This window comes from Sorangium sp. So ce693, from assembly GCF_051521375.1.
In the GTDB taxonomy this organism is placed as follows: domain Bacteria; phylum Myxococcota_A; class Polyangia; order Polyangiales; family Polyangiaceae; genus Sorangium; species Sorangium atrum.
Genome location: NZ_CP150347.1, coordinates 6,739,900 through 6,756,435, shown reverse-complemented (window position 1 = coordinate 6,756,435; position 16,536 = coordinate 6,739,900). Strand labels below are relative to the sequence as shown.

Sequence of the window (16,536 nt, the reverse complement as noted above, 5' to 3'; positions counted from 1 at the left end):
CGCGTCGTCGGCGCGCGGCGCGCTGCCTACTCGGCCGCCATGAACGGATAGGCGACTGCGCGCGGCGGGGAGAACGTCTCCTTCACGACCCGGGGGGAGACCCAGCGGAGCAGGTTGAACAGGCTGCCTGCCTTGTCGTTCGTGCCGGAGGCGCGCGCGCCGCCGAACGGCTGCTGTCCGACGACGGCGCCGGTCGGCTTGTCGTTGATGTAGAAATTGCCCGCGGCGAAGCGGAGCGCGTCGCTCGCCGCCTCGATGAACGCCCGATCCCGCGCGAACACGGCGCCGGTCAGGCCATACGGCGACGTCTCGTCGCAGAGCGCGAGCGCCCTGTGCTCCTCGCCGTCGGGGTAGACCCAGACCGTGAGCACCGGCCCGAACAGCTCCTCCGCCATCAGCGGGTGGCGCGGATCCGTGGTCTCGATCAGCGTCGGCTCGACGAACCAGCCGTCGCTCCCGTCGTGCGCGCGCGCGCCGCCGCCGCACACGATCGAGCACGCCGCGTCCGCCTTCGCCGCGGCGATCCGCCCCGTGAGCCGCGCGTGCGCTCGCTCGTCGATCACCGCGCCCATGAAGTTGCGGAAGTCGGCGACGTCCCCCACGCGGATCGCCCGGATGTGGCCCACGAGCCGGTCCTTGAGGGCCGGCCAGAGCGAGCGGGGGATGTACGCGCGCGACGCGGCCGAGCACTTCTGCCCCTGGAATTCGTAGGCGCCCCGGACGAGCGCCACGGCGAGCGCGTCGACGTCGGCGCTCGCGTGCGCGAAGACGAAGTCCTTCCCACCGGTCTCGCCCACGATCCGCGGGTAGCTGCGGTAGCGCCCGATGTTCTCCCCGATGCGGCGCCAGATCGACTGGAAGACCGCGGTCGAGCCGGTGAAGTGGATGCCGGCGAAGTCCGGATGATCGAGGCACGCGTTCGAGACCAGCTCGGGCGGGCCCATGACGAGGTTGATGACGCCGCGCGGGAGGCCCGCCTCGATCAGCAGCTCCATCACGAAGTGCGCGGAGTACAGCGCGTTCGCGGACGGCTTCCAGACCACGGTGTTGCCCATCAGCGCCGGGGCCGCGCACAGGTTGCCCGCGATCGCGGTGAAGTTGAACGGCGTCGCCGCGAAGACGAAGCCCTCCAGCGGGCGAGGCTCCGCGAGGTTCCATACGCCGGGCGCGCTCGCCGGCTGCTCCGCCGCGATCCTGTGGGCGAAGTGGACGTTGTAGCGGAAGAAGTCGATGAGCTCGCAGGCCGAGTCGATCTCGGCCTGGTACGACGTCTTGCTCTGCCCGAGCATCGTCGCCGCGTTGAGCGTGGGGCGGTACCGGGTCGCGAGCAGCTCGGCCGCCTTGAGGAACACGGCGGCGCGCTCGGTCCACGGCGTCCTCGACCAGGCCGGGTGCGCCCGCCGGGCGGCCTCGATCGCGCGCGCGACGTGCTCGGCGCCACCTTGGTGAGCCCGGGCGAGGAGGAGGTCGCGCCGGTGCGGCGCGCGGACCTCGTCGAGCGCTCCAGTCCGGATCGCTTCGCCGTCGATGACCATCGGGATCTCGATCGTCTCCCGCGCCCGGCGGTCGAGCTCCGCCTTGAGGGCCGCGCGTTCCGGGCTGCCAGGCGCGTACGTGAGGACGGGCTCGTTCAGAGGGCTCGGGGGCGTGGCGATGGCGTCGATCATGACGCGAGTCTAGCGGGGGAGCCGAGGGCGCGCAGGCTCCGGCGCCGCTGCTCTCCGCCGCGGCGTGAGCCAGATGGCCGCGGCGGAGAGCGCTCGGCGCAATCACGCGATTCGCGCGATTCGCGCGATTCTAACGATGTCAGGTTTCCGGCGTCCCTCGCCTTGGGCAACGACGACGTCGCCGCTACTCTCGTCCGATGCGCGAGCTCATCACGCCGCCCGATGCGATCCTCGACCCGATCACGGGAGCGGCGCGCGTCGGGTCGTACCGGGGCGATCTCCCCCGCGTCGACCCGGCGCTCCTCGCGCCGCGCTGGCTCGATCGGCTGCTCAAGCACAAGCGATGGGTCTACGTGGCGATCGCGTCCGGCGAGGTGTTCGTCGCCGTCGCGGTCGTGCAGCTCGGCTACCTCTCGATCGCGTTCAGCGTCGTCTTCGACAAGGCCGGCCGGCGGCTGCTCGTGGATCGCGCGGCGTTCGGGCCGCCCTTCGCGGCGAGCGTGGGCGAGGCGAGCGGCGAAGGCTGCTCCGCGCGCGTGTGGCTCCCCCACGCGCGCGTGCGGATCGAGCGGCCGCGCAGGGACGCGACGACCGCGGTGACCGCCGCCCTGCGCGGCATCGAGCTCGAGGCGCGGCTCGACGGTCGCGGGGCCCCGCCGGCGCTCTCGGCGATCGCGCAGGCCTCGGATGGCGTCCTGATCACCAGCGAGAAGCGCCTGCTCCTCGGCGTCGAAGGCGAGGCGTCGGTGCTCGGTCGCCGTATCTCCCTCGACGGAGCGATCGCCAGCTACGACTACACGGGCGGCCTCCTGCGGCGCCGCACGACCTGGCGCTGGGCCCTCGCGCTGGGGCGCGCGGAGAGCGGCGAGCGCGTCGGCCTGAACCTGGGCGAAGGCTTCGTCGGCGACGCCGAGTGCGCGATCTGGATCGACGGTGAGCTCATCCCGCTCGCCGAAGGCCGGTTCACCTTCGACGCGGCGCGGCCGCTCGACCCGTGGCGCGTCCGGACCGCGGACGGCGCTGTGGATCTACGCTTCGCCCCCGGCGCGGCGCACTCGAACCACACGAACCTCGGCTTGCTCGCGTCGGAGTTCATGCAGCCGATCGGCCTCTATTCGGGCACGATCCGCCTCCCGGACGGGCGGCTCCTCGAGCTCCGCGACGTCCTTGGCGTCACGGAGGACCAGGACATCACCTGGTAGGGGTCGACGGATCGAGCCGGCGGCTCACCTCGGTCAGCCGCCGCGGCGCTCGGCGATGAGCCTGTCCAGATCGTCCTCGGTGATGAGCTTCGTGCCGTACTTGCGCGCCTTCACCGCCTTGCTCGACGTGGACGCCACGTCGGCGATGACGAGGTAGTTGAGCTCCTTCGTGACGCTGTTCAGCACCCGGCCGCCGTTCGACTCGACGAGGTGGGTGAGCTCGCCGCGGGGGCGCGCGCCCGCGCCGGTGAAGCAGAACGTCAGTCCGGCGAGCGGGCCCTCGGCCTCGGGCGCGACCGGCACGATGCCGGCGGCGAGCAGCCGCGCGATCTCGTCGCTGCGGGCGCGCAGCCCTCGAATGATGCTCGCGGCCTTGATCGCGCCGAGGCCCGGGATGCTGGCGAGCTCGTCCTCGCCGGCGGCGAGCAGCTTCTCGATCGTCGTGTACCCCGCCGACACGAGCAGCCGTGCGGTCTGGATCGCGAACCCCTCGATGCCGAGCGCCGCGAGGAACACCGGCAGCGCGAGCGGGAGGCGGCTCTTCAGCTGCTCCAGGCACTTCGTTGCGCTCTTCTCGCCGCGCCGATCGAGGTCGGCGATGCTCTTGACCGTGAGCTTGTAGAGGTCGAGCGGCTCTCGCACGAGGCCCGCGGCGACCACCTGCTCGATCAGCTTGTCGCCCCACTCCAGCGCGCCGATGGCGTCGATCCAGTTGTGGATGCGCCCCTCGATGAGGGCGCGGCACGCGGCGTTCCGGCAGAGGAGGTACTCTCCCTCGACGACGAGCGGCGCGCTGCAGACCGGGCAGGCCGATGGAGGGACGGCGACGGGGCCGCGCTTCTCGACGACCTCCTCGACGTACGGGATGACGTCGTTGCGGCGCGAGACCAGCACCTCGTCGCCCACCCCGATGCCGAGGCTCCGCACGTTGGCCGAGTTGTGCAGGGAAGCGCGCCGGACGTTCGCGCCGGCGAGCTCCACCGGCTCGACGATCGCCACCGGGGTGACCCGGCCGCTCGGCCCGGTGTCCCACTGGATCGCCACGACCGTCGTCACCTTGGCGGGCGACGCGAATTTGAAGGCGACCGCGCCGCGCGGCCGGCGGTTGACGTCGCCGAGCAGGCCCTGGACGTGGAGCGAGTCCACGTAGACGACGAGCCCGTCGATCTCGTAGTCGAGGCCTGCGCGGAGCTCGCTCGAGTAGCGCCGGTAGAGCTTCACGACGTCATCGACGCTGCCGTACGCGGTCTGCGGCGTCGCGAAGCCGAGCTCGCGCAGCCAGGCGAAGCGCGCCCGGCACGTCGGGATCTCGAGGTGATCGGCGACATCGTAGAAGAGCACGGTGCAGTGCTCCGCCCCCTGGCCGTCGAACCGCTTGGCCGCGCCCGCGGCCATGTTGCGCGGGCTGGTGACGCCGGGGAAGTGGCGCTTCATGTCCGAGAGGCGAAGGATGATCTCTCCGCGCACGGACAGCCGGCCCTTCTCCCGGATCCGCGAGGGGATCCCCTTCATCCGCGCGACGTTCGCGGTGATCCGCTCGCCCCAGTCGCCGTCGCCGCGGGTGATGGCGTCGACGAGCTTGCCGCCCTTGTAGATGACCTCGATGGAGATGCCGTCGAGCTTCTCCGCCACGAAGAGGTCACCCGCGACGCTCGAGATGGATCCCGGCGCCGGCGGCGCCGCACCCGTGCCGCCGTGCCCGTCCTTCACGAGGATCTCGTCGCACCGGGCGACCCAGCCCAGGAGCTCGTCCTCGGAGACGACCTTGTTGAGCGAGCCCATCGGGATCTCGTGCCGCGCCTTCTCCCACTCGGTGATCAGCGAGGCCGAGCCGACCCGGGCGAGCACCGGGTGCGCCGGATCGAGGGCGCGGAGCTCGTCCTCGAGGGCGTCGAACGCCGCGTCCGAGATCTCGGGGCGCCCCGCGTAGTAGCTCGCCCTGTATTTCTCGACGCGCTCGGCGAGCTCCTCGATCCTCGCCTTGTGCTTCGGATCCGTCGCGAGCCCGCCCTGAAGCGCGTCGCGCGCTCCGGCGTCGTCGTGGTGTGCCTGCGTCATCGCTTGCCTCGGCTCACTCGAGCTCCGTGTCGCCGGCGCGCCGGGCGGCGGCGAAGAGATCCCCCATGTCCATCGCGAGCTCGGACGGGAGCTCGTCTTCCCGGAACAGCCTTGCCTCGCGGATCTCGAGCGGGTTTTGCGGGGGGCGCGTCGGCGCGGCGATCCGGGCGGTGACGACGACCGTCACGGCGTGGAAGCGGACGTCGCGATCAGGCCGCGAGTACACGCCCACGACCCGTCCGAGCTCGACCTCGGTGACGCCGGCCTCCTCGGCGAGCTCCCGCACGATGCTGTCGCGGAGCGTCTCTCCCCATTCAAGGGTGCCTCCCGGGAGCGCCCAGGTTCCGGTGTCGCTGCGGCGAACGAGCAGCCACCGGCCGTCGGCGGTCTGAGCGGCGGCGGCGATCCCGACGACAGGTCGCCGGAGCAGCGCGCGGGCGACCTCCTTGGCGAGGGCGAGCACGGAGCGCGGCAACAGCGACAGGGGAGCGATTTCCATGAGAATTTTTGTGACGTGCGGGGAAAGCATAGGAGCGATCGGGCGCCGCCGGGAGAGGGTTCCGTGCGGCCTCGGCGGATCCCGCGGACGTCCATGAGCCGTGCGGCTCAGGCTCGGTCGCGGGAGAGAGGCAGGCTACGCTCGTCCCCATCATGGCGATCGTGCGGAGGGCGATGCGCGCTCCTGTCGGGTTGTACGGCTGCGCTGTCCGCTACGGCGTGATGGCCTTCGGGGCGGCGCTCGCGCTCGCGTCGCTCCCGAGCTGCTCCGACGAGCGGCCCCCGCCGCCGCGCCCTCAGGCGGGCAGCTCCACCAGCGCAGGCGCCTCGGGGGGAGCGCCGCCCGATATGGGCACCGACGAGGGGCCCGCGAATGTCTGCGAGTGCCTCGCGGCCTATGGCGGCGAGGCCGGGCGCTGCGGCGATTGCTTCAACGAGCATGCGTCCCGCGGTGGGCGCTGCGAGGCGGAGCTCGCGGCGTGCGACGGGGAGCCCGAGTGCAGGCCGATCAGCCTGTGCCTCAAGGGGTGCGGCCACAACAAAGCCTGCCAGACGGCGTGCGTGTTCCCGGACGATGCGGGCGCCGCTCACCGGATGTTCCAGCGGGTGCTCGCCTGTGTGTGCGCCGCGTGCGGCGCCAGGTGCGCCTACTCGGGCGCGCCGCTCGAGTGCGCCGCGCCCGACGAGGTGGACGGCGGCGGTGGAGCCGCGGGCGCCGGCGGGGCAGGTGGCGCTGGCGCCGGCGGGGCCGCGGGTGTCGGCGGGGTAGGTGGCGCTGGCGCCGGCGGGGCAGACGGCGCTGGCACCGGCGGGGCTGCGGGAGCGTCCGGAGATCCAGGAATCTGATGAGCCCTCCGCTCCCCTCCGGCGCGTGGTCCGCGCCGGTTCCCCATGCGGTAGGCTTGCCGCATGGAGAAACCGGTGATCTGGGCGGCCCTTCAGCTCTCCAGCCAGGAGAACGTGAGCGAGAACCTGGCGCGGGTCGAGGTGCTCGTCGTGGAGGCGGCGCGCCGTGGGGCGACGACGGTCGTGCTGCCCGAGAACTTCGCGTACATGGGCAACGAGGAGGGGAAGCGCAACATCGCGGAGGACCTCGACGCCGGTGGCGGTCCGATCGCGCGTCGTCTCGCCGACGCGGCGCGCTCCGCCCGGGTGACCATCGTGGCCGGCGGCTTCCCTGAGCGCGCGCACGATCCGGCGCGGCCGTACAACACCTGCGCGGTCTTCGGGCCCGACGGCCGGCTCACCGCGCGCTACCGGAAAATTCACCTCTTCGACGTCGAGATCGCCGACGGAACGAAGTACCGCGAGTCGGCGTCGACGACCGCCGGGGAGCGCCCCGTCGTCACCGAGATCGACGGCGTGAAGCTCGGGCTGTCGATCTGCTACGACGTCCGGTTTCCGGAGCTCTACCGCGCGCTCTCGTCCGCGGGCGCAGAGGCGATCGCCGTCCCTGCGGCGTTCACCCTGCTCACCGGCAAGGACCACTGGCTGGTCCTGCTCCGCGCCCGGGCCATCGAGGCTCAGGCGTACGTGGTGGCCGCGGCGCAGTGGGGCAAGCATCCAGGCGGGCGGGCGACGTTCGGGAAATCGTGCGTCATCGATCCGTGGGGTGAGGTGATCGCGCAGGCCTCGGAAGGGGAGGGGATCGCGATGGCGATGCTCGACCCCTCCTACCTCGATCGCGTCAGGGCGAACCTACCTTCGCTCACGCACCGGAGGCTCTGATCGTCATGTCATGGGGGTAAGCACTTTGTCCTCGCACCGGAGGTCGCGTGACGGCGCTTCCTATGGCCGATCTCTGCCGTCTGCTCACTCGGCAGAGGCGTCGCTCGGCTCCGCCTCTCCGGCCGAGGGCGGCGTGCTGCCGCGCTTGGACAGGAGGGCGCGGAGCTCTGCAGGCCTGCGGAAGCCGATGCGGCGGGCGACCTCTCCCTCGGTTAGCCCCTCATGCAGGAGCGCTCGCGCGCGCTCCGCACGCACCTCATCGTAATAGACGTGGGGCGATGACCCGAAGGCGGCGCGGAAGAGCCGTGCGAAGTGAAACTCGGACAGATCGAGGTCCAGCGCGACCTCGTAGGAACGGATCCTCTGGCCTGCTTCCGCGGCGCTGCGGATGCGGTCGCGGCCGAGCAGGATCCGCTCCGAGGTACTGCGCGGGAGCGGGGCTGCGGAGCGCAGTGGTGGCGAGGATCGCGAGGCGCCGGTCGCTGCAGCGCGCTCGCGCGGCGGCTGCGCGCTGAGGCTCGGCGCAGCGACGCCAGGCGTGGGGAGCGACGCCGGCCGGACGGCAGGCGCGCCGCTCGGAACCGACAGGGAACATGCGGCCGGCATGCTGTGGGACGAGGAGGGTGCGATCGGAGTCGAGATGGGAAGCGCAGTCGTCACGAGTACCTCTCCAGCGGTGTAAGGGCGGTGTCTCGCGGTCATCGCGGCCACCGGCGCGACGTATTGCAACCAGCAGGCCGCAAGCTGACGCAGCGCTCTCGGCTCACGCGGTTCGGCATTCAGCAGCACAAAATGCCGCGATTGCCCGGCAACCTGCTCGCGACGTCCGACGGGGTGTGGCCTGCCGTTCACGTGGCACAGGCGCCAGAGATCACCCGCGGTTGGCACATTGTGTCTTCACGACGTGCGCGCCGTGGCGGTCGCCTGCAGCGCGACATCCTCGCGGCGAGCTCATGACGGTCATTGGAAATGAATGCGGGAGCGCGCTCCCGCATCCAACGACGTCCGCGCGAGGCGCGGAGTCTCCGCGACCTCTCGAACGAAGGATCGATGTCAGACGTCGATCTCGGCGTTCGGCGCGCGCTCCATGATGAAGCGGAAGCGCGCCTGGGCGTCCTTGCCCATCAGCTCGTTCAGGATGCGATCGGTCTCGATCTCTCCCTCGATCACGACGCGCAGCGCGCGCCGGCGTCGGATGTCGAGCGTGGTCGCCTTGAGGTCCTCCGCGGGCATCTCACCGAGCCCCTTGAACCGCGAGATATCCGCCTTGGCCGTCTTGGGGAGCTTCGCGAGGACCCGGTCGCGCTCCGCATCGTCGAGCGCCCAGTGCGTCTCCTTGGCGACATCGATCCTGTAGAGCGGCGGCTGCGCGAGGAACACGTGCCCGCCGCGGAGCAGGCCGGGCAGGTGCCGGTAGAAGAACGTCAGCAGCAGCGTCGCGATGTGCTGGCCGTCGCTGTCGGCGTCCATGAGTAGAAAAATCCTTCCGTAGCGCAACTTGGAGGCATCGAAGTCCTTTCCGAAGCCGCAGCCCAGCGCGCTCACGATGTCCTGGAGCTCCTTGTTGCCGAGCACCTTCGATGTCGAGGCCTGCTCCGCGTTGAGCACCTTGCCCCGGAGCGGGAGGATCGCCTGAGTCCGGCGATCGCGGCCCTGCTTGGCCGAGCCACCGGCGCTGTCGCCCTCGACGATGAAGAGCTCGCTCTCGCTCGGATCGGTCGAGGCGCAATCGGCGAGCTTCCCCGGCAGGTTGAGCCGGTGCGACACCGGCGTCTTGCGCAGGACCTGCTGGGTCGCCTCGCGTCGCGCCTCCCTGGCGCGCGCCGCCAGGATCGCGCGGGCCACGATCGACTCGCCGGCCGTGCCGTTGTGGAGCATCCACTGCTCGAGCGCCGGCCGGACCATGCCCTCGACCGCCGGCCCAGCCTCCGCGTTGTTGAGTCGATCCTTCGTCTGCCCCTGGAACTGCGGGTCCTGGATGTAGATGGACAGGACACCCACGATCCCCTCGCGGATGTCGTCGGCCGTCAGCGTCACCCCCTTCGGCTGGACCTTCTTCGCGTCCATGAACGCGCGGACCGCCTTCACGATCGCGGCGCCGAAGCCGGACTCGTGCGCCCCGCCCGCGTGCGTGGGGATGCCGTTGACGTACGACTTCACGTACTCGTCGGTCGACTCGGTCCACTGGAGCGCGGCCTCCAGGCGGATCTCGCCCTCGCGCGCGACGTAGAAGATGGTCGGGTGCGTCACCGCCTTGCCGCGCTGGGCGATCAGCTTCGGCAAGAAGTCCGCGATGCCGTTCGGGTGGAGGAGCTCGATCGACTCTCCGGACGAGAGATCGCGGAACGCGATCTCGAGCCCTCCATGGAGGTACGCCTTGGCCTCCAGGCGCTCGCGGATGGTCTCGGGATCGAAGCGCCGGCCCTGCCCGAAGATCTCCGGATCGGGTCGGAAATGGACGCTCGTGCCGTGCTTGCGGGTGGGCGCGCCCTTCTTGAGCTTGCTGGTCGGCGCGCCGCGCGAGAACGTCTGCTGGTGCTCGAAGCCGTCGCGCAGCACCCGGACCTCGACGAGCTCGGAGAGCGCGTTGACGACGCTCGAGCCGACGCCATGGAGCCCGCCTGAGACCTTGTAGTTGTCGCTCCCGAACTTCCCGCCCGCGTGCAGCGTGCAGAGGATGAGCTCGAGCGCGGGGCGCTTGTACCTGGGATGGATGTCCACGGGGAAGCCGCGCCCGTCGTCGGTCACGGTGGCGCCCTGGAGATCGGCGTCGAGCGTCACCTCGATCCGCTTCGCGTGCCCGTTGATGGCCTCGTCGACGGCGTTGTCGACGATCTCCCAGAGCAGGTGGTGGTAGCCCCTGACGTCGGTGCCGCCGATGTACATGGCGGGGCGCTTGCGGACGGGCTCCAGCCCCTCGAGCACCTCGATGTCAGCGGCCGTGTAACGTGCGCCCGAAGCGGCGCGGACCGGGGGATTCGTGGCGGCCATGTTCAGCTCACCTCCAGCGTCGGTACGACGACGGCCGGCGGCACCACGCGGACGAAGCGGTCGCGTCGTGCGATCGGCTCGCCCTGCGTGCCGCGCTGGCCGGCGATTTTGCTCGCGGCGATCTCGAGCGTCTTGCCCTTCTCCGTCTCGACCGTGATCGCGTCGTTCGGCCCGAGGGCGAGCGCGGCGCCGACCAGGCGCTCCCCCTCGGCGACCCGCATCACGACCGAGCCCTTGCCCGGGCCCGAGAGCAGCGCGAGCTCCTCCACGGCCACGCTGAGCGCCCAGGCGTCGCTCGACGCGCAGAGCACCCGGTCGGCGCCGTCCACCGCGTGGACGAAGAGCACCTCGTCGCCCTCGTTCAGCTTGGCGAAGCGGCGCCCGGAGCGCGTCGACGGATCGCGGTGCGGCCGCAGCGAGAACCTGAAGCCGAGGCCTCCTCGGGTGATCGCCAGCGCGAAGGGCGGCTCCGGCTCGGCGGAGTCCGGGGTCTGCGCCGGGACGTCGAGCGCCCTCGGATCGAAGGACATCAGCGCGATCAGCCGCTCGCCGTCGGCCAGCTTGAACAGCTTCTGCACGGGATCGCCGTAGCCGGTCGACTGCGGCACGTCGTGGATGCGGCACACGTAGCACGCGCCGAGGTTCGAGAAGAACGCGACCGTCGACCGCGTCGAGCCGGCGACGACCGCGAGGACGCTGTCTCCCTCGCGGATGCGCGTCGAGGCGAGATCCTTCACCTCGCGGACCCGCTTCACCCAGCCCTGCGCCGAGAGGATCACGTTCGCGTCCTCGGCCACGATGAAGTCCTCGGCCTGGTACTCGGGCTCGTCGATCGAGCCGACCACCTTCGTGCGGCGCTTCTCGCCGTAGGATCCCTTGATCTCGACGAGCTCGTCGCGGACGATGCCCCAGCGCTTCGCGTCGCTCCGGAGCAGCCCTTCGATCCGCTTGGCCTCGGCGCGCTTCTCGCCGAGATCCTTCTGCACGAGCAGGATCTCGAGCCGCGCCAGCCTGTAGAGCTTGAGCTCGAGGATCGCGTCCGTCTGCTCCTCGTTGAGGGTGAAGCGCTTCATCAGCTTCTCGGCCGCGTCGGCCTTGCCCTCGCTCTTGCGGATGATCCGGATCACCTCGTCGAGCGCGTCGAAGATCTTCTCGAACCCCTCGAGGATCGTGATCCGCCGCCTCAGCTCGCCGAGCTCGAACTCGAGCCGCCGCGTCACCGTCGCGTAGCGGAAGTCGAGGAACTTCGTCAGGATCTCGTGCAGGCCGAGCCGCCGCGGCGCGGCGATCTCCGCGTTGTCGGTGGGCACGAGGCAGGTGAGGTTCACCTGCACGTTGATCGCGAGCGGCGTCTGTTTGTAGAGGTACGCCATCACGAGCTGCGCGTCGGCGCCGCGCTTGAGCTCCATCACGATGCGCACCTCGCCGGTCGACTCGTCGCGCACGTCCACGAGCGTCGGCAGCTTCTTGGAGAGGATCACCTCGGCGATCTTCTCGACGATGGCCTTCCGCTCGACGCCGTACGGGATGGAGGTGATCACGATCTGCGGAGCGGCGCCGCGCTTGCCGTCGCCCTCTTCCAGCTGCCACTCGCCGCGGAGCTTCAGCGAGCCCTGGCCGGCCGTGTAGACGGCCTCGAGCTCCTTCTTCGTCGCGTGCAGCTGACCTCCGGTCGGGAAATCCGGCCCCTTCACGTACGACAGCAGCCGGTGCGTGGTGAGCTCGCGGTTCTCGATCAGCGCGACGCACGCGTCGATCACCTCGCCCAGGTTGTGCGGCGGGATGCTCGTCGCCATCCCGACCGCGATCCCCTGCGAGCCGTTCACGAGGAGGTTGGGGAAGCGCGACGGGAGGACGATCGGCTCGAAGCGGGTCCCGTCGTAGTTGGGACGAAAATCCACGGTGCGCTGGCCGAGCTCGCTGAGAAGCTCCAGCGCGAGGGGCCGGAGCTTCGCCTCGGTGTAACGCATCGCGGCGGGCGCATCGCCGTCCACGGAGCCGAAGTTCCCGTGGCCGGCGATGAGCGGCGCCCGCATCACGAAGTCCTGCGCGAGCCGGACCATCGCGTCGTAGATCGCGACGTCGCCGTGCGGGTGGTACTTGCCCATCACGTCACCGACGACCGCGGCGCTCTTCCGGTACTTCGCGTCCGGACCGAGGTGCAGGTCGTGCAGCATCGCGTAGAGGATGCGGCGCTGCACCGGCTTCAACCCGTCGCGGACATCGGGCAGCGCGCGCGACGTGATGACACTGAGCGCATAGTTCAGGTACCGGCGCTGCGCCTCTTCGGCGAGCGAGGTGTCGGGCGCCGGGGGCGGCGGCGGCTCGCTGTCACCGGGCCGGCCGCCACGGCGGCCCTTGCGGGACGCGTCACCGTCGGACGGAAGGGAGGGGGTTCGAGACACGCGATGCTCCAGGGAGTGCGCGGGCACCGACGAACAGGTGCTCCGATGTTCAGGTGAACGCTAGCGAGCCTCGGCAATTACCCAGGGGCTCGCGCTCGGTCAAGGCTGCCTCGCGGGAATTTCTGGCGGCGAGTGCTCGCCTGCGCTCGTGCGGACCCTGGCATAGCGTCAGACGGCCGCGAGATCGACCCGAACACAGAGCAGCGGAGCGCGACCTGACGGCGGCGCCTTGATTTCGGCGTCCGCCCTTGAGACTCACGGCGCGCTGGGCTACGGGGTGGCGCCTTGTACGCGACAGGCACCCGTCCCATGCTTCGCCTTCTCGGCCGCAGGCTGCGGCTCGTCTGGCTCGGCCTCTTCCTGGTGTTCGTTGCAGTGGCGGCGATACGGCCCCGGCTCGCGGCAGCCCAGGTGCCAGGAGGCGCTCCTGGCGCGCAGCCGCCTCGGGGCGGCGCCGCGCCCCCTCCCGCCCCGGCCAGCGCTGCGCAGCCGTCCGCGCCGGCCGACGCGGCCGTGGGAGCCCAGCCCGGCGCCGGTACACCTGCGCAGGTCGCCGCCGACGCCGTCGAGCCGACGATCCACCTGGCGCCCACGGAGGCCGAGCTCGCTCGGGGGCAGCCGGTCGTCCAGGTCGCCATCGCTGGCAACCGGCGTGTCTCGACCGAGGACGTGCTCGTCTACCTGGGGCAGACGCGGGTCGGCAGGCCGTTCACCCCCGAGGGGCTGGCGCGCGACGTGCGCGAGCTCTGGGACTCCGGCCTGTTCGACGACGTCGAGGTCGACCTCACCCGCCGCGACGACGGCGTGAGCCTGAGGGTGCTGGTCCGCGAGCGCCCGAGCATCAAGGCGATCGAGTTCTCCGGCAACAAGGAGATCGACAGCGAGGATCTCACCGAGGCGCTCTCGGTCGAGATCAAGACCGGCACGATCCTGAGCTACGCGGCGATCCGGCGCGGCGTGCAGAAGCTCCGCGACAAGTACGCCGAGGAGGGCTTCTTCCTCGCCGAGGTCAGCTACGAGGTCAAACCGGAGCGAGAGAACCAGGTCACCCTCAAGTTCACGATCAAGGAGCACTCGCCGGTCACCGTCCGGCGCATCACGTTCATCGGCAACCACAACATCTCGGACGAGGAGCTCCGGGAGGTCATGATCACGGGGCAGGGGGGCTTCTTCGCCTTCGGCACCGGCGGTCCGTTCCGCCAGGACGCGTTCGAGCGCGACGTCCTCGTGATCAACGCGCTCTACTACGATCGTGGCTTCCTCGCGGTGCAGGTCGCGACGCCCAGGGTGATGCTCACGCCCGACCGCACGGGCATCGAGGTCACGATCACGATCAACGAGGGGCCGCGCTTCCGCATCCGCTCGCTCCGCGTCTACGAGCGCGACGCCGACGGCCGCGAGATCGAGCCGCTCGGCGGGCGCCGCGCGCTGCGCGAGATGGTGCGGGCCAAGCCGGGCGACTGGTTCAACCGCGCCGAGCTGGCGAAGGATATCGGCGCGATCCAGACGCTCTACCGGGACGCCGGCTACGCCAACGTCGAGGCGGCGCCCGACACCCAGCTCGACCCGGACAGGCGCGAGGTCGACATCACCGTCGGCATCCGAAGAAACCAGCTCGTCTACTTCGGGCGCATCGAGATCCGCGGCAACACGAAGACGCGGGACAAGGTGATCCGCCGCGAGATGGAGGTGGAGGAGCGGCAGCTGTTCAGCGAGACGAAGCTGGAGCGCTCGAAGCAGCGCATCACGGCGCTCGGCTACTTCGAGCGGGTCGACATCTCCACCGAGCAGGGCGACGACCCCCAGCACATCAACGTCAACGTCGACATCGGCGAGAAGCCGACGGGCACCTTCCAGATCGGCGCGGGCTTCTCGAGCGTCGAGAACTTCATCGCGACGGCGCAGGTCCAGCAGGCGAACCTGCTCGGGAGCGGCCAGTCGCTGTCGCTCCAGGCGCAGATCTCCGGCTCGCGGCGCCTCGTCGACGTCCGCTTCTTCGAGCCGTACCTGTTCGATAGCCCGTTCTCCGCGGCGGTGAGCGTCTACAACCAGCTGCGGACCTACACGGAGTTCTCGCAGACCTCCACCGGCGGCTCGCTCACGCTCGGCTACCCGCTCATCGAGCCGGAGCTGCGCGCGCAGCTGACCTACACGCTGGAGAACGACGAGATCTCGTCGGCCACGAATACCGGCCTCGGCACGGCAGAGGAGCGAGCCTCGTTCCAGCGGCTCCCGCTCTACAACCTCTTCAACGCCGGGCTCACGTCGAGCATCCGCCCTGCGCTCACCTTCGACACGCGCAACAACCAGCTCTTCCCGACCTCGGGCATTTACCTGCAGGGCTCGGTGGAGCTCGCCCACAGCGCGTTCGGCAGCGAGAACGAGTTCCTGCGGTACCGCGCCACGGGGCGGTTCTACTACCCGATCACCGACAGCCTGGTCCTCAAGCTGAACACCGAGGCCGGCATGGTGACGAGCCCCAACCCGCAGGGCGTGCCGATCTTCGCCCGCTTCTTCCTGGGCGGCATCCTCGATGTACGCGGCTTCGAGATCCGGGACATCGGCCCGCGCCTTCCGCTCCGCGAGTCGCTCGATCCGAACTCGCTGCCTATCGCGAACGGCGCGAACATCGGCGGCAACCTGATGTACTACCAGAACCTCGAGCTGGAGTTCCCGATCCTCGAGGCCGTGCAGATCAAGGGCGTCGTCTTCACGGATCTGGGCAACGCCTGGAACCTCGAGAAGCTCTACTGCAACGCCGCCCCCGCATCGCCGCACGACGTCACGAACCCGTGCTTCTCGGCCGAGCGCCTCCTCGACGTCCGCACCTCGTGGGGATTCGGGCTCCGGTGGTTCTCCCCGCTCGGACCGCTGCGCTTCGAGTGGGGCTTCCCGTTCAAGCGGCTGCCCTACGAAGAGACGTACAAGTTCGAGTTCAACATCGGCAACTTCTTCTGAGCGGCTAGCCAGCGGGCGCAGCAGGGACGTGCGCGCTCCCCGGGAGGTTGCCGGGGGGCTGGTGCGCGGTCGGGCGGACCCTACCCCAGAGCGTCCTGGATGGCGCGCAGCGGCGTCGCGGCCGCTGGAGGGCGATCGGCGCGGGGCGGATCGCCGTGGAGTCCGGGGGGCAGCGGTTGCTCGTCGGGGGCGCCGCTGTTAGGTGGAGATCCATGCGCCCGGAGCACAGCTCGATGGGGTTCCCCAAGCCAGGCAAGGCCCTGCTGGGGATGATGATCGCGATCGGCTGTATCTGGGTGATGTTCACCCTGGGCCTGAACTGGGGGGGCGCCGGCGAAGGCGTGCTCGAGCCGTTCCTCGGCATCAGCGAGAAGGTGCTCCACGGTCAGGTGTGGCGGCTGCTCACCGCGCCGCTCGTCCACAACCCGAGCGATCCCTGGCACTTCGTCACGACGCTGCTCGGCCTGTATTTCCTCGGTCCCTCGCTCGAAGAGCGCTGGGGAGCCAGGCGCACGCTGGCGTTCCTGTTCGGCTCCGCCGCCTTCGCGTTCGCGCTCCAGGTGGCGGTGGGCGCGCTCCTCCCGAAGATGGCGCGGCCCGTGTTCTACGGCGGGCTCGGGATGATCGAGGCGGTCGCGGTCGCGTGGGCGCTCGCGCACCGACATGCCACGGTCCGCCTCTTCTTCGTCCTCCCCGTGACGGGCACCATGCTGCTCGTCTTCATCTTCGGGATCTCGGTGCTCAACGTCATCGCCATGCGCGCGCCCCCCGAGGGGCTGATCACGCCGTTCGGCGGCATGCTCGCGGGTTACCTCTTCGGCGACTTCTCCCCGCTGCGCCGCTTCTATCTACGGATGCGCTTCCGTCAGCTGCAGGCGCAGTCCGCCGCGCTCCGCCGTGTCCCTGCGGCGCGCGGCCGCTCCGGGGGCGTCCCGCTGCGGGTCATCCCCGGCGGCCAGAAGGACCCCCCGAAGGACAAGCGCTATCTCAACTGAACGGGTCACGGAGCGCCCCGCCCCGGCCACGCTC

At 70.5% G+C, this 16,536-nt stretch carries 11 protein-coding genes; 5 read left to right on the top strand and 6 right to left on the bottom strand.

The genetic code is table 11. From position 1 onward, the window contains the following. Positions 1 to 26: 26 nt before the first annotated feature. Positions 27 to 1,667, bottom strand: coding sequence for an L-glutamate gamma-semialdehyde dehydrogenase (pruA, locus tag WMF14_RS25045; RefSeq protein WP_437790078.1), 1,641 nt, complete (start codon positions 1,665 to 1,667; stop codon positions 27 to 29). A 197-nt stretch (positions 1,668 to 1,864) separates the two neighbouring features. Between pruA and WMF14_RS25040 the strand changes: the two genes are divergently transcribed. After that, a complete protein-coding gene (locus WMF14_RS25040) occupies positions 1,865 to 2,869 on the top strand; it encodes a DUF2804 domain-containing protein (RefSeq protein ID WP_437790076.1) in 1,005 nt (334 codons plus the stop codon). Positions 2,870 to 2,902: 33 nt separating this feature from the next. Here the strand turns inward: WMF14_RS25040 and ligA are convergent, their stop codons facing one another. Together ligA and WMF14_RS25030 are read right to left on the bottom strand one after the other, a co-directional pair. Next, entirely contained in the window at positions 2,903 to 4,927 is a 2,025-nt protein-coding gene (ligA, locus tag WMF14_RS25035) for an NAD-dependent DNA ligase LigA (RefSeq protein ID WP_272093378.1), read from the bottom strand. Between the two features lie 13 nt (positions 4,928 to 4,940). Next, on the bottom strand, positions 4,941 to 5,426 hold the full coding sequence (locus tag WMF14_RS25030; RefSeq protein WP_272093377.1) for an NUDIX hydrolase: 486 nt from the start codon (positions 5,424 to 5,426) through the stop codon (positions 4,941 to 4,943). Between the two features lie 152 nt (positions 5,427 to 5,578). On the opposite strand from WMF14_RS25030, the gene WMF14_RS25025 reads away from it, so the two are divergent. Further along, the gene (locus WMF14_RS25025) at positions 5,579 to 6,271 is read left to right on the top strand and encodes a hypothetical protein (protein ID WP_437790074.1); all 693 of its coding nucleotides are present in this window, start codon (positions 5,579 to 5,581) and stop codon (positions 6,269 to 6,271) included. Between the two features lie 63 nt (positions 6,272 to 6,334). Continuing rightward, on the top strand, positions 6,335 to 7,153 hold the full coding sequence (locus tag WMF14_RS25020) for a carbon-nitrogen hydrolase family protein (protein WP_437322507.1): 819 nt from the start codon (positions 6,335 to 6,337) through the stop codon (positions 7,151 to 7,153). 84 nt (positions 7,154 to 7,237) lie between these two features. On the opposite strand, the gene WMF14_RS25015 is transcribed toward WMF14_RS25020, so the two are convergent. From WMF14_RS25015 to WMF14_RS25005, 3 genes are all read right to left on the bottom strand, one after another. Continuing rightward, positions 7,238 to 7,813, bottom strand: a complete 576-nt coding sequence (locus tag WMF14_RS25015; protein WP_437790071.1) for a helix-turn-helix domain-containing protein — start codon at positions 7,811 to 7,813, stop codon at positions 7,238 to 7,240. A gap of 393 nt (positions 7,814 to 8,206) precedes the next feature. Next, positions 8,207 to 10,144, bottom strand: coding sequence for a DNA gyrase/topoisomerase IV subunit B (locus tag WMF14_RS25010; RefSeq protein ID WP_272093373.1), 1,938 nt, complete (start codon positions 10,142 to 10,144; stop codon positions 8,207 to 8,209). Positions 10,145 to 10,146: 2 nt separating this feature from the next. Continuing rightward, a complete protein-coding gene (locus WMF14_RS25005; RefSeq protein WP_437790069.1) occupies positions 10,147 to 12,549 on the bottom strand; it encodes a DNA gyrase/topoisomerase IV subunit A in 2,403 nt (800 codons plus the stop codon). 309 nt (positions 12,550 to 12,858) lie between these two features. Between WMF14_RS25005 and bamA the strand changes: the two genes are divergently transcribed. Beyond that, positions 12,859 to 15,507 (top strand): outer membrane protein assembly factor BamA, encoded by a 2,649-nt coding sequence (gene bamA, locus WMF14_RS25000; RefSeq protein WP_437790067.1) that lies wholly within the window; start codon positions 12,859 to 12,861, stop codon positions 15,505 to 15,507. Between the two features lie 212 nt (positions 15,508 to 15,719). After that, positions 15,720 to 16,502 (top strand): rhomboid family intramembrane serine protease, encoded by a 783-nt coding sequence (locus tag WMF14_RS24995; protein ID WP_437790065.1) that lies wholly within the window; start codon positions 15,720 to 15,722, stop codon positions 16,500 to 16,502. Positions 16,503 to 16,536: the final 34 nt, after the last annotated feature.

Bases quoted from the DNA above. Each gene is read 5' to 3' on its own strand.
- WMF14_RS24995 (WP_437790065.1), top strand. From the start codon at position 15,720: ATGCGCCCGGAGCACAGCTCGATGGGGTTCCCCAAGCCAGGCAAGGCC.
- WMF14_RS25020 (WP_437322507.1), top strand. From the start codon at position 6,335: ATGGAGAAACCGGTGATCTGGGCGGCCCTTCAGCTCTCCAGCCAGGAG.
- WMF14_RS25030 (WP_272093377.1), bottom strand. From the start codon at position 5,426: ATGGAAATCGCTCCCCTGTCGCTGTTGCCGCGCTCCGTGCTCGCCCTC.
- bamA (WP_437790067.1), top strand. From the start codon at position 12,859: ATGCTTCGCCTTCTCGGCCGCAGGCTGCGGCTCGTCTGGCTCGGCCTC.
- WMF14_RS25010 (WP_272093373.1), bottom strand. From the start codon at position 10,144: ATGGCCGCCACGAATCCCCCGGTCCGCGCCGCTTCGGGCGCACGTTAC.
- pruA (WP_437790078.1), bottom strand. From the start codon at position 1,667: ATGATCGACGCCATCGCCACGCCCCCGAGCCCTCTGAACGAGCCCGTC.
- WMF14_RS25040 (WP_437790076.1), top strand. From the start codon at position 1,865: ATGCGCGAGCTCATCACGCCGCCCGATGCGATCCTCGACCCGATCACG.
- WMF14_RS25025 (WP_437790074.1), top strand. From the start codon at position 5,579: ATGGCGATCGTGCGGAGGGCGATGCGCGCTCCTGTCGGGTTGTACGGC.
- ligA (WP_272093378.1), bottom strand. From the start codon at position 4,927: ATGACGCAGGCACACCACGACGACGCCGGAGCGCGCGACGCGCTTCAG.